Below are 19,893 nucleotides of genomic sequence, written 5' to 3'. Positions count from 1 at the left end.
CGTGATCACCCTCCTAATGTCCCATAAACTGCAGGGCGTGTCCCGCCCCGATCCCCGCGACCCCGCCGAGCATCCTGTCCCCGCCTCCCCCGACGACGCGCGCGCTGCTGCGACCGCGTCGGACGCCGCCGCAGTAGCGTCCACTGCATCGGACGACGCCGCCGGAGAACCCGCGCCGCGCGGCAGGGTCCCCGAGCCCATCAAGGTCCTGATCGCTGCGGCCTTCGTGATCGCCCTGGGCTACGGGATCGTGGCGCCCGTGCTGCCGCAGTTCGCGGCCAGTTTCGGCGTGGGCGTGGCCGCGGCCTCCGCCGTGATCAGCGCGTTCGCCCTGTGCCGGCTCGTCTTCGCCCCCGCGAGCGGTGCGGTGGTCAACACGTTGGGTGAGCGGCCCACGTACCTGATCGGGTTGATCGTGGTGGCACTGTCCTCGGCCGCGACCGCGTTCGCGCAGACCTATGGGCAATTGCTGATCTTCCGCGGTCTCGGGGGCATCGGGTCCACGATGTTCACGGTGTCCGCGATGGGCCTGATCGTGAGGTTGGCCCCGCCCACCATGCGCGGGCGGGTCTCCGGGTACTACGCGACCGCGTTCCTGCTGGGCGGCATCCTGGGGCCCGTGCTCGGCGGACTGCTCGCGGGTCTCGGGATGCACGCCCCGTTCCTGATCTACGCCGGCGCTCTGCTGGTCGCCGTCCTCGTGGTGTACCTGCGGCTGAAGGACGAGACGATCGGCGCCAGACGCACCGGCCGGGCCCAGCCGCCCATGCGCGTCCGCGAAGCGCTCGACGCCGGAGCGTACCGTGCCGCGCTCGTGTCCAGCTTCTCCACGGGCTGGACGGCCATGGGCGTACGCGTGGCCCTGGTCCCTCTCCTGGCCGTCCAGGTGGTCGGTGAGGGTCCGGCCGTCGCCGGGCTCGCGCTGGCACTGTTCGCCGTGGGCAACGCTGCGGCCTTGACCGTCACGGGGCGGCTCACCGACCGCGTGGGGCGTAAACCGCTCGTGCTCACGGGCCTGCTCGTGTGCGGCCTCGCGACCATTGGGGTGGGGCTGAGCACGTCCGTGGTGGCGTTCGCCGTACTGTCCCTGCTCTCCGGGGTGGGCTCCGGAACCCTCAACCCGGGGCAGCAAGCCGCCGTGGCGGATGTCATCGGCCCGGATCGAGCGGGCGGCAGGGTACTGTCCCGGTACCAGATGTGCGCGGACGCGGGCCAGATCGCCGGCCCCGTGCTCGCGGGCGCGCTCGCGGACGCCGCCGGTTTCGGCTGGGCCTTTGGGATCTCGGGAGCGCTCATGCTCCTCGCCGCCGTCGCGTGGCTTCCGGTCAGGGACACCCTGCCCCCGGAGTCACGCACCCAGGGAACCGCCCCCCGACGGAAGTGAGCCCCCGTGGCCGCGACCGAGCGACGTCGTCCCCGTTCCACGGCGGTACTCTTCATGGTCGTTTTCGTGACGATGTTCGTCGCGAACGCGATCCTCATGGAGTTACGGGACCGCGGGATCATCACCACGCCGGTGCTCGTGCTCGCCATGGTGTTCCGTCCCTGACACCGGAAGTGGCCCCGGAGCGGATCCGGGAAACCCTCTCCCATCCCGATACCGAGTTGACTTCTGACGGCACCACGCTGACCGCGAGGATCGGGAGTGACCTGACCTTCCGCTGCCGCGGGGCCGCGCTGTTGCGCCGCGCCCGCGCGGCGACAAGCTGAGCCGCCCCACCCTCGGCGGGCGAGCGGCGTCGTCGGCGGAAGAGCTCAGCGCAACTGCGAGAGCTGCTGGCCCACGACGAGGCTCACGCCGTCGCCGCGCATCGAGACCCCGTAGAGCGCGTCCGCGATCTCCATGGTGCGTTTCTGGTGGGTCACGATGATCAGCTGCGAGCTCTCCTTGAGCTGCTCGAAGATGGTGAGCAACCGACCCAGGTTCCGGTCGTCCAGCGCGGCCTCAACCTCGTCCATGACGTAGAACGGGGACGGCCGGGCCTTGAAGATGGCCACGAGCAACGCGAGTGCCGTCAGGGAGCGCTCGCCGCCGGAGAGCAGGGAGAGCCTCTTGATCTTCTTCCCGGCGGGCCGGGCCTCGACCTCGACCCCCGAGTTGAGCATGTCGTCCGGGTCGGTCAGGCGCAACCGCCCCTCCCCGCCCGGGAACAGGGTCGCGAACACCGAGACGAACTGCTCCGCGGTGTCCCGGTAGGCCTGCGCGAAGACCTCTTCGACGTGCTGGTCCACCTGCCGGATGATGTTGCGCAGATCCGCGCGGGAATTCTTGACGTCCTCGAGTTGGGTGACCAAGAACTTGTGGCGTTCCTCGAGCGCGGCGAACTCCTCGAGCGCGAGCGGGTTGACCTTGCCGAGCGCCTTGAGCTGCTTCTGCGCGCGCTGCAACCGGGTCTCCTGCTCCTCGCGTCGGAACGGGGCCCCGGCATCGGTCATCCGGGGCAGAGCCAGCTGCACGGGCGCGCCGTCCTCCTCGGCGCGCTGGGCCGCCTCGAGCGCTGCGTCCGCGTTCAGGACGGGCAGGTGGGGGCCGTAGTAGTCCACGAGGAAGTCAGGGGTCATCCCCAACTCCTCGAGGGCCGTGGTCTCGAGCCCCTCGAGCCGGGCCCGGCGCTGCGCGAGGTCCAGTTCCGCACGATGCAGCTGTTCGGTAAGTTCGCCGATCCGCCGGGCGAGCTCGTCACGTTCGGAGCGCAATCGCTGCGCGACCTCGTCCAGCCCGGCCCTGCTGGTCTCGATGGCGTCGCGCTGGGCGGCCGCCCGCGCCGCGGCGTCGTCGGCGCGTTCCCGGAGATAGCGGGCGGCCTCCCCCACGGCCCGCGCCACGACCGCTTGCACGCGGCGACGTTCCGCACGCCGCGCGGCCTCGGCCTGCGCGACACGTTCGGTACGCGCCGCGCGCGCCTGGGCCTGCGCCCGGGACTCGGCGTGGCGATGTTGTTCCTCGAGCCCGCGCAGCGCGAGCCGCGCCTCGGTCTCGACCTCGCGGGCGGTCCGGGCCTGCTCCTCGGCACGGTCCTTGGCGGACGCGGCCGCGAGCTGCTCGCGGTCGAGGTCCTCCTCGTCCCCGGTCTCCGCGGCCTCGGCGCGTTCCACGGCCTCGCGCAGCTCCGCATCCCGCTGGGTCAAACGCTGCTGTGCGGTCGCCAGGACACCGCGGCGCCGTTCCAGTTCGGAATCCGCCGACGACGCCGTGGCCTCCGCCCTGCTCGACGCCGCCCCGGCCGCCGCGGCCTCCTGCTGGGCCCGCTGCGCGGCCCAGCCGGTCTCGCGGGCTTCCCGTTCCGCGCCCGCGCGCTGTTCCTCGGCCTCCCGGGCCCGTTCCGCCGCGGTCTCTGCGGCGTCCCGCAAGGTCGCGGTCTTTTCCACCTCGCGGTCGATCAACGCGAGGATCTCGAGGTTGCCGGCCGCTTCCGTGGCTCCGCCCTGGACCCGATGGACGCCGTACACGTCACCGTCGCGGGTGACCACGCGCCACGCGGCGTCGGCCCGCCCGTCCTGCGCCGCGGCGTCGAGGACCGCGAGCGCGGCGGTCGCGTCCGGGGCGAGCACCGTGGTGGCGAGTGCGGCCCGCACCGCGGCCACGACGGCCGCGTGGCCCGTGGTGTCGGATTCCTCCGGGGCCGAGGAGAGGACCTCCGTGGCGCGCACGCACCCCTCGGGCAGCGCTGGACCGGTGACTTCGGTGGCCGCGCCGTCCTCCTGCGCGATCACGAGGTGCACGCGACCCGACCCGGCATCGCGCAACCGCGAGAAGACCCGGGCGGCCGAGGTGTGGGACGCCACGGCGAGCGCGTCGGACCACGGGCCCAGCGCAGCGGCCACGGCACGTTCCCACCCCGGGCTCACGCGCACGGCCCGCGGCACCTCCCCCAGCACGGGGACGACGTCCGCCACCGAGGACGAGCCGTCCGGTTGCCGCACGGACTCGCGCAGGGTCTCGAGGCGCACGGTGTGGGCGTGCAGCGCGCTCGCGGTCTGCTGCCGGTGGTCGTCCGCCTCCCGCGAGCGGGCGCGAGCGGCATCGGCCGTTTCCTGGGCTTCGCGGGCCCGTTCCCCGAGGCGCTGCGCCTCGACCGCGGTGGCCTCGGCTGTCTCGCGCAGGGACGCGGTGTCCAGGCGGGCACTCTCGGCGCGGGTCACGACGTCGGAGAGCTCTCCGCGAACACGCTCCACGTCCGCTTCTGCGGCCGTGAGCGCCGACCGCGCGGCCGTGACCGCCGCGGCGAGCCGGACCTGCCCCGCGCGTCGGTCCGCGGCACGGCGCACGAGCGCGGCCGATTCCTTTTCCGCGTCCCGCGCGGTCGATTCGGCGGCCTCACGCGCCGCATGCGCACGGTCGAGGTCCTCGCGCGCCCCCGCGACCCGTTCGGCCAGCTGTTCGGCCTCGGCGAGTGTCCGGGCGGCCTGTTCCTCGAGGGTCTGCGCGTCCCGGTTCGTGGCGGTGGGTTCCTCGGTACTGCCCAGCAGCCGACGGCGTTCCTCGGCCAGGGCGGCCAGCGCGCGGCAGCGGTCGCGCACCGTGCTCAGCTCGTACCAGCTCGTGCGGGCGGCGTTCAGTTCCGGAGTGGTGCGCGCAGCGCGGGTCTCGGTCTCGTGCAGCCGCCGGGCGAGATCCGCGGCCGCGGTCTCGAGCTCGGCCTTGCGTTCGCGCGCCGCGCGGCTCGCGTCCTGGTCCGTGTCCATTCCGGCGCGCGCCGCCACGAGATCGTCCGCGAGCAGACGGGCGCGCGCATCGCGGACGTCGTACTGGATCCGCTGCGCCTTGCGAGCCGTGCGCGCCTGCCGGCCCAGGGGCGTGAGCTGACGCTGGATCTCACCGGTGAGGTCCTCGAGCCGGTCCAGGTTCGCCTGCACCGATTCGAGCTTGCGCAGGGTCTTCTCCTTGCGGCGGCGGTGCTTGAGGATCCCTGAGGCCTCCTCGATGAACCCACGGCGGTCCTCGGGGGTGGCCTGCAGGATCCGGTCCAGCTGCCCCTGCCCCACGATCACGTGCATCTCCCGACCCAGCCCGGAGTCGGAGAGCAGCTCCTGGATGTCCAGCAACCGGCACGAACGGCCGTTGATCGCGTATTCGGAGCCCCCGGAGCGGAACAGCGTGCGCGAGATGGTGACCTCGGAGTATTCGATCGGCAGGGCGCCGTCGGCGTTGTCGATGGTCAGGGACACGTGTGCGCGGCCCAGGGCGGAGCGACCGGAGGTGCCTGCGAAGATGACGTCCTCCATCTTCCCGCCGCGCAGGGACTTGGCGCCCTGCTCCCCCATGACCCACGAGAGGGCGTCCACCACGTTGGACTTACCCGACCCGTTCGGCCCCACGACAGCGGTGACCCCGGGCTCCATGTGGAACGTGGTGGCGGACGCGAAGGACTTGAAACCACGCACGGTGAGGGTCTTCAGATGCACGCGGGGTCTCCAATGTCGTTGTCGCTTACGCCGCCCCTCGGCGCGCGCACCGGCGGGTGACGGGCGCGCCGACCTGGGCGATCACGAGCGCGGGGGCAGCCCCCGAGTCTACCCGGGGCGGGCCCCGCGGCGGTGCGGGGCGCGTGCAGGGGCTCACATCCGCGGCTCACCGGGGCCGGAACGGCCTGCGCCCGCAGAGAAACGCCACGTACATCCGAAGGGAGCTGTCAGTCGGGACCGTTAGACTGAGCCGGTCCAACCCGCTAGTTCACCCGAGCGCCGAGGCTCTCCTCTCACGATCGATTCCTTGACGGTACGGGTGGCGTCTGATCGAAAGCGCCACATTGACCGGTAACTCCACCATCAGAAACCGAAATGCCGCAGTCCTATCCGTGACCAAGACGGAGGCGGACGTGGTCATCCCGTCTACTCGGTTCGATGAGGAGTTGGCAGAGACCTTCCGGCGGCTGCGCATGCCCAAGGGGCTGCTCGAGCGACTGGCCGGGATCAAGGAACGCCGCGGTTGGGCACCGGGACGCCACTTCACGGACGGCGCCACGGAGGCCGGCCAGGAGGCCCTGCGGCAATCGGGGGTGGCCCCGGAGCAGATCGGGTTGTTCATCAACGCGTCCGTGACCCGCGACAACTTCGAACCCGCCGTGGCCGTGGGCATCCACGACCGGTTGGGCCTGCCGAGCTCCGCGCTGAACTTCGACATGACCAACGCGTGCCTGGGCTTCGTCAATGCCCTCACCGTGGCGGCGTCCATGATCGACGCCGGGGCGATCGAGTACGCCCTGGTGGTCGCCGGTGAGGACCCCTCCCCGTGGCACCACGCAGCGGTGGAACGGTTGCGCGGGGACGACATCACCCGCGCACAGGTGGTGCAGGAGTTCGCCACGCTCACGCTGGGGTGCGGTGCCGCCGCGGCCGTGGTGGGCCCCGCGGACCGCCACCCGAACGGGCACCGCATCGTGGGATCCGTCACGCGCGCGGGCACGGAGTTCAACCACCTGTGCATCGGCGGGGACGACGGCATGTTCACGGACGCCACCGGGCTGCTCAACCACGGGGTGGGCCTCGTGGTCGAGGCGTGGCTCGAGGCCGAGAAGGACGGCTGGCAGTGGCGGGACATGGACTCCTACGTGACCCACCAGGTCTCCAACTCGCACACCAACAAGCTCATCCAGGACATGGGCCTGGACGCGGACCGTGTCCCCCTCACCTTCCCGTACTGGGGCAACGTGGCCGCCGCAGCCCTGCCCATGACACTCGCGCTCGAGGCCGAGCGGCTCGAATCCGGCCAGCGCGTGCTGTGCCTGGGCGTGGGCTCGGGCCTGAACACGACCCTCATGGAGATCGCCTGGTAGCCCGCCCGTAGCCCCCGGTCACCGCCTCACAGAACGGAGGAGCAACGTGCTCTCCACACCCTCCCCGGAACGCACCACCACGGTGCGTCTGCCCTTCACCGACACCCCGCTGCCGGGTGTGGACCCCGCGTGGTCCACCACGGTGAGCGTCCCGACCACGGCGGTCGTGGAACCCGTGCCCGGCAGGAAGCGCCGCTGGCACGTGCTGGACAACGGGGACGCGATCACCGAGGCGGGCCGCAGCCCCCGCGGGATCATCCTGGCCGTGCACGGCAACCCCACGTGGTCCTACCTGTGGCGGGACGTGGTGCGCGCCGGCCAGACGGCCGAGCAGCCGTGGCGCGTGGTGGCCGTGGACCAGCTGGACATGGGCTTCTCCGAGCGCACGGGATTGTTCCGCCGGCTCGAGGACCGCGTCCGGGACCTCGGGGACCTCACGCACGCGCTGGGCATCGACGACGCCGGACTGCCGGTGGTCACCTTGGCCCACGACTGGGGCGGGCTCATCTCCCAGGGCTGGGCGCAGGAACACCCGCAGCTCCACGCGGCGACCATCATGACCAATACCGCCGTTCACCACGACAACGCCGAGCCCATCCCCTCGGCCCTGCGGCTCGCGCTCAACCGCGCCGTGCACGAACCCCTCACCTCCGGGACCACCGCGTTCCTGGACACCACCCTGGCCCTGTGCGATCCCGCCCCGGCCAAGGACCTCAAGAAGGCCTACAAGGCTCCGTACACCTCCCGCGAGCGCCGCGAGGGCATCGCGCACTTCGTCGCCGACATCCCCGCCGAACCGGGCCACCCCTCCAACGCGGCGTACGAGCGCATCGCCGGGCGGATGAGCGCGCGCGAGGTCCCCACGCTGCTTCTGTGGGGCACCAACGATCCCGTGTTCCAGCAGCGTTACCTCGAGGACCTCATGCGGCGGGCACCCCACGCGGACGTCCACCGCTTCGAAGGCGCCAAGCACCTGCTGCCCGAGGCCCGGGACATCGCCCCAGCGATCCTCACGTGGCTCGGTGAGCGTTTCGGTCAGGACGAGCCCGTGGTGCAGGCCCACCGTGAGCGCCGCGCGCGCGGTCGCGGGGACTTCGTGCCGTTCTTCGCCGAACTCGACGCACGACGCCGCGACGCCTCCCCCGCCGTCGTGGACATGGGACCCGTCATGGGAACCGTGGACGGTTCCGCACCGGCGCTCAACGTGGAACGCACCGTGACCTGGGCCCAGCTGAGCACGTCCGTGGACCAGCTCGCGGTGGCCCTGCTGCGCACGGGCGTGCGCCCCGGGGACCGTGTGAACCTCATGGTCCCCCCGGGCTCCATGCTCACCACCCTGATCTACTCGTGCCTGCGCATGGGCGCGGTGATCGTGGTCGCGGACCAGGGGCTGGGCCGCAAGGGACTGACCCGGGCGCTGCGCGGTTCGTCCCCCGACTGGTTCATCGGCATCCGCAAGGCCCTCATGGGTGCGCGCGCCCTGGGCTGGCCCGGACGCCGGATCTCCGCGGACCGGCTGGACCCCGTGTCCAAGAAGCTGCTGGGCGTAGAACACACCGTGGCCGAGCTCATGGACTCGGTGACCACCGTGCGCCCGGAGGACATCCCCGCCGTGGACCCGGACGCCGCGGCCGCCGTGCTGTTTACGTCCGGCTCCACCGGACCCGCCAAGGGCGTGGTCTACACCCACCGCCAGATGGCCGGGATGCGCGACACCATCCGGGACACCTACGGGCTGCGGGCCGGAACCGGACTCGTGGCCGGGTTCGCGCCGTTCGCGCTGCTCGGCCCCGCCCTTGGTGCCGCCTCCGTCACACCGGACATGGACGTCACGAGCCCCAAGACGCTCACCGCGCAGGCGCTCACCGAAGCTACGATGGCGATCGGCGCCACCGCGGTATTCGCGTCCCCCGCGGCCATCGCCAACGTCCTGGCCACCGCGGACGAACTGTCCCCCGCCGAGCGTGATGCGCTGGCCCGGGTGGACCTCATGCTCTCCGCCGGAGCGCCGATCCCCGAGGAGCTGCTCGCCCGGTTGCAGGAGCTGATGCCCGCGGCCGAGCTGCACACCCCCTACGGGATGACCGAGGCGCTGCCCCTGACCGACGTCAGCTTGGACGTGATCCGCGCGGCACGGGAGGACGCCCAGAGCGGCGTCGAGGGAGCGGGCCGCGGCGTGTGTGTGGGCACCCCGGTCGAGGGAGCGCAGCTCGGCGTCTTGCCGCTGCGCGCAGACGGCTCCGTCTCCCCCGACATCGTGACCACCCCGGGTGTCACCGGCGAGATCGTGGCGCGCGCCCCGCACGCCAAGGACCACTACGACCGGTTGTGGATCACGGAGCGCACCTCCGACCTGACCCCCGGCTGGCACCGCACCGGGGACGTGGGGCACTTCGACGCCCGTGAGCGGCTGTGGTACGAGGGCCGCCTGGCCCATGTGATCACGATGTCCGACGGGCCGGTGTCTTCCGTCGCGGCGGAGCACGCCGCCCAGACGGTTCCCGGTGTGGGCCGCGTGGCCGTCGTGGGTGTGGGCCCCCGCGGTTCCCAGTCCCCCGTGGCCGTGATCGAAACGGTGCCCCCGGCCACCAAGCCCCACGTGGCCCCCGCGGATCTGGCCGAGCGCGTGCGCGCTACGATCGATTTCGCGACCGGGCTGGCTGTGAGCGCCGTGCTCGTGATCCCCGAGCAGCCCACGGACATCCGCCACAACTCCAAGATCGACCGCGCCGAATTGAGTGACTGGGCCGAGCAGGCCCTGGCCACCGGAAAGATGAGTGCCCTGTGAGCCACGACCAGACCCCCGCTCCCGACCGCTCCGGCGCCGGCCGCCACCGCGCCGACGATCACGACGCCGCTGCGCCGGCTCCCGGGGCCACCGCGGCCGGGGCGGCGTCGTCGGCTCCCCGGAACGACGGGAACGCAAGCAATTCCGATGCAAACGCATCGAACGGAGACCGACAGGACACCGCTCCCGGCGTCGCGCAGATCGCGGATCCCGAGCGTGGCGGCGCCACCGCGACCCAGGGTGAGCTGACCGGGGACGGCCGCACCGTGCTGGTGACCGGCGCGTCAGGGATGCTCGGCGGGGACGTCGCCCGCGTCCTGCTCTCGCGCGGCTGGCGCGTGCGCGTCTTCCAGCGGGGTCACGCATCCGTGGCCGAGCGCGAAGGCGTCGACGAGGTGCTCGGTTCGGTGACCGATCCCGACGACGTGGCGCGCGCGCTTGACGGCGTGGACGACGTCATCCACCTCGCGGCCAAGGTCTCCTTCACCGGGGACTGGGAGGACTTCGTGCGGGTCAACGTGACCGGGACGCGTGTGCTGCTGTGCCAGGCGCAGAACGCCGGGGTGCAGAACGTGGTCTTCGTGTCCTCGCCGTCCGTGGCCCACGCGGGCGTGTCGATCGAGGGCGCGGGCGCGGAACCCGCAAACCCCCAGACGGCGCGCGGGAACTACGCGCGTTCCAAGGCCGCAGCGGAGCTGCTCGCCTTGAGCATGGACGGCCAGCGCGATCTCAAGGTGGCCGCGGTGCGCCCGCACATCGTGTGGGGCCCCGGGGACACCCAGCTCGTGGAGCGCGTCGCGGATCGCGCGGCGGCCGGGCGGATGCCGTACCTGGACAACGGTGCGGCCATGATCGACACCACCTACATCGACAACGCGTCCGAGGGCATCGTGCGGGCGCTCGAGCGCATTGACACCGTGCGCGGACGCGCGCTGGTGATCACCAACGGTGAGCCCCGCCCCGTGGGCGAACTCATCGCGCGGATGTGCCGCGCCGCAGGCGCCCCCGCGCCCACGCGCTCGATCCCCGGTGGCGTGGCACGCTTCGCTGGCCGCGTCATCGAGAAGGTCTGGCCGTACCTGCCCGCGAAGTTCCGCGGCGGGGACGGCGAGCCGCCCATGACCGAGTTCCTGGCCGAGCAGCTGTCCACGGCCCACTGGTTCGACCAGCGCGAGACCCGCGAACTGCTGGACTGGACGCCGTCCGTGAGCCTGGACGAGGGCTTCGCGCGGCTCGCCGCGTACTACTCCGACAAGCCGCGCCCGCAGCGCAACACGGGATCGGTCGCGGTGTCACGCGTGGTGGAGGTCGCCGACGACCAGCGCATCCGCGCCGAGGACGCCTCGATCGCCCCCGAAGAAGAGAGCGGGACGAGCAACGACCTGCAGATCGTGCGCGCACAGTAGGCGCTGTCGTGCCCGCGGCGTGGAGCCGCGGGCACGATGCGTACCAGGGGGCAGTCCTCGCTACCCGGCATCCGCGTGCGGTTGCTCAGTAGTGGTAGCGCGCTTGCAGGATGACGAGATCGTCACCCACGACCACGTAGACCAGCCGGTGTTCGGCAGTAATTCTCCTCGACCACGCGCCTCTGCCTCCGGTGCATCCTGGCGTGAGTGACCGCGTACGACGTCCGGACAGGGCCGGGACAGATGCCCGGATCAATCGATCTCTTCGCCGGCGAGGGCCTTGGCGGCCAGGCGCTCCTCCTCACTGACCTCCCACACCTCGTAGGCGGCGTGCAACGCCAGCAGGATGATCAGGCATCCGAGGACCATGTCCGGCCACCCCGAGCCCGTCCATGCGGTGACCAGGGCCATGACGATGATCGCCACGTTCACCAGCACGTCGTTGCGGGCCGAGAGGAACGCGGCGCGGCCGAGGGAGCCACCGTGGTTGCGGACGCGGGCGATGACGAGAGCACTCGTCCCGTTGATGACAATGGCGCCGAGCGAGGCGAGGACGAGGGGCAGCACGTCCGGTGCCATAGGCTCGGCGAACCGCTGAACTGCTTCCCATGCCGCGAACGCGGCCGGAGCGAGGATCACGACGGCCATGACCTTGCCCATGACGGCGCGCTTGGCCAGGGCCCAGCCAAGCGCCACGAAGATCAACAGGTTGATCGAGGTGTCCTCGAGGAAGTCGACACTGTCGGCCAGCAGCGACACCGACCCTGAACCGAGCGCGACGAAGAACTCGACGAAGAAGTACCCGAAGTTCAGGAGGGCGACCGTGAGCACCGCTCGACGGACCCGGGGTGCATCGAAGGCGCCGGGCGCCTTCCCCGGGTTTTCGTCCGGTGCACTGGGAGCGTTCATGGGCACAATTCTCGTCATTGGCTCTCGGAGTCGCCCCGGGGCCAGCGGGTGATCCGGATGGCCTGGGCTGCGTGGGGACATCGATGCCGGTCTCGACCCCGACGGGCGTGCCGCCTGCGGGGTCTCTCGTCAGGGCCGGAAACGTCTCGGCCGCCGCTGGCACCGCGAGCAGCGATACGAGGAACGGTTGGCGAAGCGCTCACGCACGATGACGCCGTCGTCCCCGCCGGCCTCGCAGCGAGGGCACGGCTGGCCGGCGCGGCCATAGGCGTTGAGTGACCGGGAGAAGTACCCGGACTCGCCGTTGACGTTGACGTACAGCGAGTCGAAGCTCGTGCCGCCCGCGTCCAGCGCGCGACGCATGACCTCCTGGCACGCCGCCACGAGTGTGTATGTGCGCGGCGCGGTCATGGTCTCGGTGGGTGCGGCCCAGTGCAGGCGCGCCGCCCACAGCGCTTCGTCCGCGTAGATGTTGCCGATCCCGGAAATCAGCCCCTGGTCCAGCAGCGCGCGCTTGAGCCCGGTCCGACGACGCCGCAGCGCCGCGTGGAAGGCCGCGACATCGAAGAGCGGGTCCAGCGGATCGCGCGCAATGTGCACGGCGTGCTCCGGGACCGTGCCGTGGCCGTCCGACGCTGGCACCAGACGATCCAGCAGCATCCCGCCGAAGATCCGCTGGTCCACGAACCGCAGTTGTTCTGGCAACGGCTGCCCTGACTCGTCGAGCGCCGGGGACAGCTCCAGCCGGATGCGCTCGTGGCGCGGCCTGGGGTGTTCCGGGGAGGCCACGAGCAGTTGCCCGCTCATCCCCAGGTGCACGAGCAGTGCGCGGGAAGGTTCTGACCCATCCGCAGCGCGCACGGGCAACCACAGGAACTTGCCGCGCCGGCACGCGTCGACAACTGTCAGCCCGGTCAGTTCGCGGCGGAAATCCTCCGGGCCGTCGGTGTATCGCCGCAGGGACCGGGGGTCCACGACCTCCACGTCCTCCACGGTGCGCTCCACGACCCAGCGTGCGACGCCGCGGCGCACCACTTCCACTTCGGGCAACTCAGGCACGGCGCGCTCAGTTCTCGGTGGCGAAACGTTCGACGATTGCCTCGCACGCGACCGCGGCGGCCGCGCGTTCGGCGGCCTTCTTGGACGTCCCCTCGCCGTGTCCCAGGACATCACCGTGTACGACGGCGTCCGCGGCGAAGCGGCGCGCGTGGTCCGGGCCAGTGCCCTCGACCTCGTAGCGCACGGTCCCCAGCTCGTACTGGGAGGCGAGTTCCACCACGCGGGTCTTCCAGTCGCGGCCCTCGTGCAGCACGCGGGTGTCCTCGAGCAGGGGGACGATCAGTCGCAGCACGAGATCGCGCGCGGGCAACGGCCCACACGCCTCGTAGACGGCGCCGATCAGGGCCTCGGTGGTGTCCGCGAGGATGGAGGCCTTCTCGGCCCCGTGCGTGCGGATCTCGCCCTTGCCCAGGCGGATGTGGGGGCCGAGGCCGAGGGTCTTGGCGACCCCGGCGAGCGCGCGGGCGGAGACCACGGATGCCCGCAGTTTCGCGAGGCTCCCCTCGTCCCACTCGGGGTAACGGTGGAAGATCTCGTCCGTGACCGCGAGCTGCAGGACCGCGTCCCCCAGGAACTCGAGGCGTTCGTTGTGGACTTCCCCGGGATGCTCGTACGCGTACGAACGATGTGTGAGCGCAATGCGAAGCGTCTCGGTGTCGAGGTCGACACCGAGACGCTCAAGCAGTTCGCCGGGATCCGGCAAAATGGTCACCTTACGCGTCAGCGACCTTGCGACCCTTGTACTCGTAGAACAAGGGGGTGCCGGCGGAATCGGAGACCAGCTTGGCCTGGTGCGGCAGGCTGTAGCTGACCTTGCCGTTCTCCACGGTCTTCACCAGTTTGGGGGCTTGCGCCTTCCACTGGGAGCGGCGCATCCGGGTATTCGCGCGGGACATTTTCCGCTTGGGAACAGCCACGGCTATCTCTCTTCTCTCGTGTCGGTTGTCGGCTCCGACGCCTGCGGATCCCCCGATTCGGTCATCAGCCCCTGCAGGGCGGACCAGCGGGGATCCAGGACGTCGTGGTGGTGGTCCGGGTCGTTCTCGAGCCGTGCGCCGCACTGGGCGCACAGGCCCGGGCAGTCAGCCCGGCACACCGGTTGGAACGGCAGTTGTGTGATCACTGCGTCCCGAAGCATCGGTTCGAGGTCGATCTCCTCGTCCCGCACTTCATACACTTGCTCGTCCTCGACGTTCTCGTCACCCTGGGGGGACGGATCGAAGACGAAAAGTTCTTGCACGTCGACCGGTAGTTCGTAGTCGATGGGGTCGAGGCATCTACTGCATTCCCCGTGAACGCTCACGATCACGGTTCCGGACACCAGAATACCGTCGTGGACGGATTCCAGGCGCAGCTGCAGATCCATGGGCGCGCCCTCCGGCGAGCCGATGAGCGCCGTACCGAAGTCCTTCGGTGCGGGTGCCTCGACATCCAGGGTTTCCATGGTCCCCGGTCGGTGTTCGAGATCCCTGACGTTGAACGTGAGGGCTGAACTGTTGCGGTGATTCACGAAACTCCTGGCTAACGACACTGGCCGACAGACCACCTTAGCATGCCGACCCTCGTCGGTTCATCCCACGGGCCCCGTCCGGATGTCCTCCGGACGCACGGCCGTGGCACCCGCGGGCTCTCGCCGGGCGAAGGCCCGCCCGATCAGCGGCGCGGTGAGACCGCGCAGCAACACGGAGCAGAACACGACCATGACCACACTCTCCAGGATGATCCCGATCTGCGTATCGGTCCCGTCCTGCAGAGCGAGGAGCGCTAGCACCACGGAGGCGATCCCGCGCGGACCCAGCCACGCGATCGTGGCGCGTTCGGGCCAGGTCGCTCGGGACCAGGATGCAGGCCAGCACGAGGCACAGGGACAACCGGACGTCCGGCAGCAGGTACCTGGCGGCGAAGAACACCGCGATGAAACTGAGGGACAGGGCCAGGAACAACACGTGAAGCACCGGGGTGCGGCTGCGACGCGGGGCGTCGCGGATGTCCAAAGCGTCCATGAACAGCAACACGGACAGGATCACTTCCACGGTGCGTTCCACCGAGGTGCTGGTCAGGGACTCGATCAACGGGGTCGAGCTCTCCCACCCCGCGACCATGCCCAGCACGATCAGGGCGATGGGTGCGGTGATGTGCCACCGGGTGGGTCGCCCAGCCGGGGCGCCCGTCACGCCGGGGAACATCTCGCCATCCCCGACCTGGTAATTCCGTCGGGCCCCTCAGCGCCGTTCGATGGCCCGCAGGACGGGGTCGGGAACGAACGACGCGACGTCGCCCCCGAGTGCCGCGACCTCCATCACGAGGGACGAGGAGACATGCAGCAGGGACGGCTCCCCCGGCAGGAACACCGTCTCCACGCCCGTGAGGGAACGGTTCATGGTGGCCATGGGCAGCTCGTAGTCGTAGTCCGCGCCGTTGCGCAGCCCCTTGACCAGGGCCACCGCCTCCCGGCGTTCGGCGTAGTCCGCGATCAGCCCCGATGCGAGTGGTTCCACGACCACGGCCGGTTCGTCCGCGAATACCTCGCGCACCAGCTCGATCCGGGTGTCCTCGCTGAACCGGTGGGACTTGTTGGGGTTCGTGGACACCGCCACGACCACCTCGTCGAACAGACGGGCAGCGCGGTGGATCACCGCGCAGTGTCCCAGGTGCAGCGGGTCGAAGGACCCCGGGCAGATGGCGCGTCGCATGGCACCACCATAGCGGCAGGGGTTCCTAGACTGGGGCCATGACCGCAGACGCTCACGACCACTCGCCCGCGACCGCACCCCGCGCCGATCCCGTCCGAGAGCTGCCCCGCGCCCAGCCGTGGCAGCGCATGGCCGCAGGCGGCGGGCTGCTGGATCCCTCCGGGGCCCTCCGTTCCACGGTCTTCGAGGAGATGACGGCGCTCGCCACGCGCACCGGCTCGGTGAACCTCGGTCAGGGGTTCCCGGATTTCGCGCCGCCGCAGCCCATGGTCGACGCCGCGGTGGCCGCCCTGCTCGCCGGGCACCACCAGTACGCGTCCATCATCGGGATCCCCGCCCTGCGCCAGGCGGTGGCGCAGCACCAGCGGAACCACTACGGTCTGGACCTCGATCCCGACGCGCAGATCGCGGTGAGCGCGGGCGCGACCGAGGGTATGACCACCGCACTGCTGTCCGTGCTGCAACCCGGGGACGAAGTGGTCGTGTTCGAGCCGCGCTACGACCTCTACGGTGCGGTCGTGGAATTCGCCGGGGCCACACCCGTGCCCGTCCCCCTGCTCCCCCCGACCTTCACGCCGGACCCGGACGACGTGCGCGCCGCGTTCTCCCCCCGCACCCGCGCCGTGATACTCAACGACCCGCACAACCCCACGGGCACGGTGGCGTCCCGCGAGTTCAAGGAACTGCTCGTGGAGCTCGCCACGGAGTTCGACGCCGTGATCGTGACCGACGAGGTGTACGAGCACCTCCGGTTCGCCGGGCCCCATGAGCCCATCGCCTCCCTGCCCGGGGCTGCGGAGCGCACCCTGAGCGTGTCCTCCGCGGGGAAGACGTTCTCCGCCACGGGCTGGCGCGTGGGCTGGGTGAGCGGCCCGCCCGAGCTGATGCGCGGGGTCATCGCCGTGAAGAGCTATCTTTCGCACAGCGCGGCCGCCCCGCTGCAGCACGCCGTGGCCCATGCACTGAGTTTCCCGCCCGCGTTCTACGATGCGCTGCTCGAGGACTACCGCGAGCGCCGAGACGTGCTCGTGGCCGGGCTGCGGGAGGCCGGGCTGACCCCGCCGGTTCCCGAGGGCACGTTCTTCGCGGTCGCGGACGTGAGCGATCACTACGCGCTCGCCGGGGTGGACAACGCCACGGACCTCGGCCGGCACTGGGCCGAGAACGCGGGTCTGGTGGGCATCCCGGTCTCGGCGTTCGCGGGTCCCGCGAACCGGGGGCTGTACGCGGACTGGCTGCGGTTGGCGTTCTGCAAGCGCACGGACGTGCTGCGCGGGGCCATGGCGGGACTCGCCGCCGCGGTCTGACAGGCCGTCACCGGGCGCCGACGGCGGCGCGCTCGGCCTCGCGCAGCTCCGGCTCGCGAGGTGCCTGAGCCGGTGCAGCTGACCAGGTCGACCGCGCAGGGGCCCGGGTCGACGACGCCCGGACCGGGGTGCCGCCGAGGTCAGTCCGCGTCCGAGGCACCGGGCGCGTCGTCGTCCGCTTCGAGGAACCACAAGCGGGTCTCGCCATGCTCGCCGTCCTCGAAACGGCGCAGGCCGCGGGGCCACGCGGGCTCCTCGGTGCGTGTGGAACGCTCGACCGCGATCACCCCGCCCGGCCCCAGCCGACCCGCGAGCCGCGAGAGCGTCCGGGCGAGCTCATCGTTGTCCAGAGGGTAGGGCGGGTCGGCGAGCACGAGGTCCCAGCGGTGGTGCGCGGCGCGGCCCAGGTACCCGGCCACGGCGGACTGCACGGTGGTGATCTTGGTGTCCGGGCACGACGCCGCTACGAGCGTCGCGTTCTCCCGGCACACCGCCGCCGCCACGGCCGCTCGTTCCACGAGCGTGACGGTCGCGGCTCCGCGGCTCGCCGCCTCGAGGCCCAGGGCGCCCGAGCCCGCGAAGAGGTCGAGGACGCGTGCGCCCTCACACATGCCCCAGGCGTCGAGCCGGGCGAACAGTGATTCCTTGACCCGGTCGGTCGTGGGTCGTGTGGCCGAGCCGGGCACCGACTTCAGGCGTTGGCCGCCGGCTCGTCCGGCTATGATCCGTGTCATCCTCGCTCCAGGAATGCTTGTCGGTCCTCGTCCAGGACCCGTGTGATCGCCGCACGCAGGGCGGGGTGTTCGGTGAGCTGCGGGTCGTCGTGGACCACGATCTCCGCGGCGGCCCTGGCCCGTGCGACGAGGGCCTCGTCCCGCAGTGCACTGATCCACCGTAGGCCGGAGCGGCCCCCGGACTGGGACGCGCCCAGGATGTCCCCCTCCTTGCGCAGGCTCAGATCGACTTCCGCGAGATCGAAGCCGTCCGTGGTCGCGGCCACGGCGTCGAGACGCGCGCGCCCGGGATGATCGGGGGGCGTGCGGGTCACGAGCAAGCACGTGCCCGGGTGCTCACCGCGCCCGATCCGCCCGCGCAGCTGGTGTAGTTGGGAAATCCCGAACCGTTCCGGGTCCGCGATGATCATGAGCGTGGCGTTGGGGACGTCCACCCCGACCTCGATCACCGTGGTGGAAACCAGTACGTCGGTGTTCCCCGCCGCGAAGTCCGCCATGGTGCGAGCCTTGAGTGGCGCGTCCTGGCGCCCGTGCAGCACGGCCACGCGGGCGCCCCGGAGTTCGGGCTGTGCGGCCACGAGCTCGGTGAGCCACGTGACGGTCGCGGGCTCGAGATCTTCCTCTTGCGTCTCGATGGAATCGCGCAGGCTCTCGAAGGGGGGCACCGCGGCGTCATCGCCGATCTTGGGCGCGACGACGTAGACCTGCCGACCGCGCGCGACGTGCTCCGCGGCGAGCGCCCACACGCGGCGTTCCCAGGCCGGGCCGTGCTCGGCGAGGCCCACGACGAACGTGCCGATGGGTTGGCGCCCGCCCGGCAACTCCCGCAGTGTGCTTACGTCCAGGTCGCCGAAGACCGTCATGGCCACGGTGCGCGGGATGGGTGTGGCCGTCATCACGAGGGTGTGCGGGGCCTGGCCGGCCTTGTCCCGGAGGGCGTCGCGTTGTTCCACGCCGAAGCGGTGCTGCTCGTCCACGACGGCCAAGCCGAGGTCCGCGAACTGCACCGCGTCCTGGATCAGGGCATGGGTGCCCACCACGATGCCCGCGGCGCCGCTGGCGATGTCCAGGAGGGCCTTGCGGCGGGCGGGTGCGGACATGCTGCCGGTGAGCAGGGTGACCCGTGTGGCCTCCGGGTCCCCACCCAGCTGCCCGGCCATGGCGAGGGGGCCCAGCGCGGCCGTGATCTTCTCGTGGTGCTGCGCGGCGAGCACCTCGGTGGGGGCGAGCATGGCCGCCTGACCGCCGTGGTCCACGACCTGGAGCATGGCCCGCAGCGCGACCACGGTCTTACCGGAGCCCACATCGCCCTGCAGCAACCGGTTCATGGGTGCGGTGCCCGCGATCTCCCGGGAGATCTCCTCCCCGACCGCCCGCTGGCCAGGGGTCAGGGCGAAGGGCAGGGAGGCGTCGAAGCGGGCCAACAGGCCGTCCTCCCGCGGGGGTCGTGGGGCCACGGGATGCGCGGCGTGCTCCGCGCGACGGCGCACGAGCTCGGCCTGCAGGACGAACGCTTCCTGGAACCGGAACCGATGGCGCGCCCGTTCGTAGGCCGCCACGGTCTCGGGAACGTGCAGATCCCGGTAGGCCTGTCCCGGTTCCGGCAGTCCCTGCGCGGCGACGACGTCGGGCGGCAGCGGGTCCTGGATCGCGTCCAGGTCCGCGGTGAGCAGTACTTGCTGGACCACCTTTCCGATCCGCGGCGTGGTGAGCTTGCCGGACTCCGGGTACACGGGGATGGGCATGAGCTCACCGGAGTCCGAGGTGGCACGGGACACCGATTCGGGGGTGTCCACGAGGGCGTAGTCCGCGCCCGCCATCGACAGGTTCCCCCGGTAGAACTCCGGTTTCCCCGTGAACAGGGCGAGCGCCCCCACGGGGAGGTCCTTCTGGGCGGAGTACGCGTTGAAGAACGTGATCTTCAGGTAGGCACCGGAGTCGTCCGAGACCGTGACGTCCGTGAGACTGCGCCGGGGATCACTGCGCATGCGCCGGGTGCTTGTGCTCTCGACGCGTGCGACGAACGAGGTCCGCTCCCCCGCCACCAGGTCCGTGAGCGCCTGGATCTTCCCCCGGCGGATGTAACGCCGGGGCGCGTGGTCCAGCAGTTGGCCCACCGTGGTGATCCCCAGGTCCTGGGCCAGCAGGGACACCGTGGAGCGCGGGGACTTCCCGGGGACGTAACGGGTCAGGGGCTGGTCCAGCAGGTCCGCGAAGGCGG

The 19,893-nt window shown here is 71.2% G+C and carries 17 protein-coding genes and 1 pseudogene; 7 read left to right on the top strand and 11 right to left on the bottom strand.

Annotated features, from left to right (window positions below; all coding sequences use genetic code 11):
• Positions 1 to 16: 16 nt before the first annotated feature.
• Both RF637_RS06270 and RF637_RS06265 read left to right on the top strand, forming a co-directional pair.
• The gene (locus RF637_RS06270) at positions 17 to 1,384 is read left to right on the top strand and encodes an MFS transporter (RefSeq protein ID WP_368844408.1); all 1,368 of its coding nucleotides are present in this window, start codon (positions 17 to 19) and stop codon (positions 1,382 to 1,384) included.
• A 6-nt stretch (positions 1,385 to 1,390) separates the two neighbouring features.
• Complete coding sequence (locus RF637_RS06265) at positions 1,391 to 1,549, top strand: hypothetical protein (RefSeq protein ID WP_368835534.1); 159 nt, start codon at positions 1,391 to 1,393, stop codon at positions 1,547 to 1,549.
• A 206-nt stretch (positions 1,550 to 1,755) separates the two neighbouring features.
• On the opposite strand, the gene smc is transcribed toward RF637_RS06265, so the two are convergent.
• Positions 1,756 to 5,406 (bottom strand): chromosome segregation protein SMC, encoded by a 3,651-nt coding sequence (gene smc, locus RF637_RS06260; RefSeq protein WP_368835535.1) that lies wholly within the window; start codon positions 5,404 to 5,406, stop codon positions 1,756 to 1,758.
• 344 nt (positions 5,407 to 5,750) lie between these two features.
• On the opposite strand from smc, the gene RF637_RS06255 reads away from it, so the two are divergent.
• From RF637_RS06255 to RF637_RS06245, 3 genes are all read left to right on the top strand, one after another.
• Positions 5,751 to 6,776, top strand: coding sequence for a 3-oxoacyl-ACP synthase III (locus RF637_RS06255; RefSeq protein ID WP_368835536.1), 1,026 nt, complete (start codon positions 5,751 to 5,753; stop codon positions 6,774 to 6,776).
• 46 nt (positions 6,777 to 6,822) lie between these two features.
• Complete coding sequence (locus tag RF637_RS06250; protein ID WP_240919112.1) at positions 6,823 to 9,564, top strand: alpha/beta fold hydrolase; 2,742 nt, start codon at positions 6,823 to 6,825, stop codon at positions 9,562 to 9,564.
• A gap of 245 nt (positions 9,565 to 9,809) precedes the next feature.
• Entirely contained in the window at positions 9,810 to 10,970 is a 1,161-nt protein-coding gene (locus tag RF637_RS06245) for an NAD(P)-dependent oxidoreductase (protein ID WP_259462897.1), read from the top strand.
• An 85-nt stretch (positions 10,971 to 11,055) separates the two neighbouring features.
• Here the strand turns inward: RF637_RS06245 and RF637_RS06240 are convergent.
• The 7 genes and pseudogenes from RF637_RS06240 to RF637_RS06210 all read right to left on the bottom strand — a co-directional run.
• Positions 11,056 to 11,151: pseudogene (locus RF637_RS06240) on the bottom strand (type II toxin-antitoxin system YoeB family toxin); the annotation flags it as partial.
• A 71-nt stretch (positions 11,152 to 11,222) separates the two neighbouring features.
• Positions 11,223 to 11,879, bottom strand: a complete 657-nt coding sequence (locus tag RF637_RS06235; protein ID WP_144930780.1) for a cation transporter — start codon at positions 11,877 to 11,879, stop codon at positions 11,223 to 11,225.
• A gap of 129 nt (positions 11,880 to 12,008) precedes the next feature.
• On the bottom strand, positions 12,009 to 12,938 hold the full coding sequence (gene mutM, locus RF637_RS06230; RefSeq protein ID WP_368844407.1) for a bifunctional DNA-formamidopyrimidine glycosylase/DNA-(apurinic or apyrimidinic site) lyase: 930 nt from the start codon (positions 12,936 to 12,938) through the stop codon (positions 12,009 to 12,011).
• Positions 12,939 to 12,945: 7 nt separating this feature from the next.
• Positions 12,946 to 13,650, bottom strand: a complete 705-nt coding sequence (rnc, locus tag RF637_RS06225) for a ribonuclease III (protein WP_368844406.1) — start codon at positions 13,648 to 13,650, stop codon at positions 12,946 to 12,948.
• A 1-nt stretch (position 13,651) separates the two neighbouring features.
• Positions 13,652 to 13,855, bottom strand: coding sequence for a 50S ribosomal protein L32 (gene rpmF, locus RF637_RS06220; RefSeq protein ID WP_012398114.1), 204 nt, complete (start codon positions 13,853 to 13,855; stop codon positions 13,652 to 13,654).
• Positions 13,856 to 13,857: 2 nt separating this feature from the next.
• Entirely contained in the window at positions 13,858 to 14,448 is a 591-nt protein-coding gene (locus RF637_RS06215; RefSeq protein WP_064845669.1) for a DUF177 domain-containing protein, read from the bottom strand.
• A gap of 60 nt (positions 14,449 to 14,508) precedes the next feature.
• Positions 14,509 to 14,712, bottom strand: coding sequence for a hypothetical protein (locus RF637_RS06210; protein ID WP_368844405.1), 204 nt, complete (start codon positions 14,710 to 14,712; stop codon positions 14,509 to 14,511).
• Positions 14,713 to 14,939: 227 nt separating this feature from the next.
• Between RF637_RS06210 and RF637_RS06205 the strand changes: the two genes are divergently transcribed.
• Positions 14,940 to 15,146, top strand: a complete 207-nt coding sequence (locus RF637_RS06205) for a hypothetical protein (RefSeq protein WP_368844404.1) — start codon at positions 14,940 to 14,942, stop codon at positions 15,144 to 15,146.
• Positions 15,147 to 15,160: 14 nt separating this feature from the next.
• Here the strand turns inward: RF637_RS06205 and coaD are convergent, their stop codons facing one another.
• Positions 15,161 to 15,631 carry a pantetheine-phosphate adenylyltransferase gene (coaD, locus tag RF637_RS06200; RefSeq protein WP_368844403.1) on the bottom strand — a complete coding sequence of 157 codons (471 nt, stop codon included), beginning with the start codon at positions 15,629 to 15,631 and terminating at the stop codon, positions 15,161 to 15,163.
• Between the two features lie 38 nt (positions 15,632 to 15,669).
• Here coaD and RF637_RS06195 point away from each other — a divergent pair, with 38 nt between their 5' ends.
• Complete coding sequence (locus RF637_RS06195) at positions 15,670 to 16,938, top strand: aminotransferase class I/II-fold pyridoxal phosphate-dependent enzyme (protein ID WP_368844402.1); 1,269 nt, start codon at positions 15,670 to 15,672, stop codon at positions 16,936 to 16,938.
• A gap of 140 nt (positions 16,939 to 17,078) precedes the next feature.
• Here the strand turns inward: RF637_RS06195 and rsmD are convergent, their stop codons facing one another.
• Both rsmD and RF637_RS06185 read right to left on the bottom strand, forming a co-directional pair.
• Complete coding sequence (gene rsmD / locus RF637_RS06190; protein ID WP_064845671.1) at positions 17,079 to 17,672, bottom strand: 16S rRNA (guanine(966)-N(2))-methyltransferase RsmD; 594 nt, start codon at positions 17,670 to 17,672, stop codon at positions 17,079 to 17,081.
• The gene (locus RF637_RS06185) at positions 17,669 to 19,876 is read right to left on the bottom strand and encodes an ATP-dependent DNA helicase RecG (RefSeq protein WP_368844416.1); all 2,208 of its coding nucleotides are present in this window, start codon (positions 19,874 to 19,876) and stop codon (positions 17,669 to 17,671) included. Before RF637_RS06185 ends, rsmD begins: the two co-directional genes overlap by 4 nt.
• Positions 19,877 to 19,893 lie beyond the last annotated feature (17 nt).

The organism is Kocuria sp. CPCC 204721 (genome assembly GCF_040980945.1).
Classification (GTDB): Bacteria; Actinomycetota; Actinomycetes; order Actinomycetales; family Micrococcaceae; genus Kocuria; species Kocuria marina.
The sequence above is the reverse complement of the archived record's forward strand: the minus strand, read 5'-3'. Positions and strand labels throughout refer to the sequence as shown.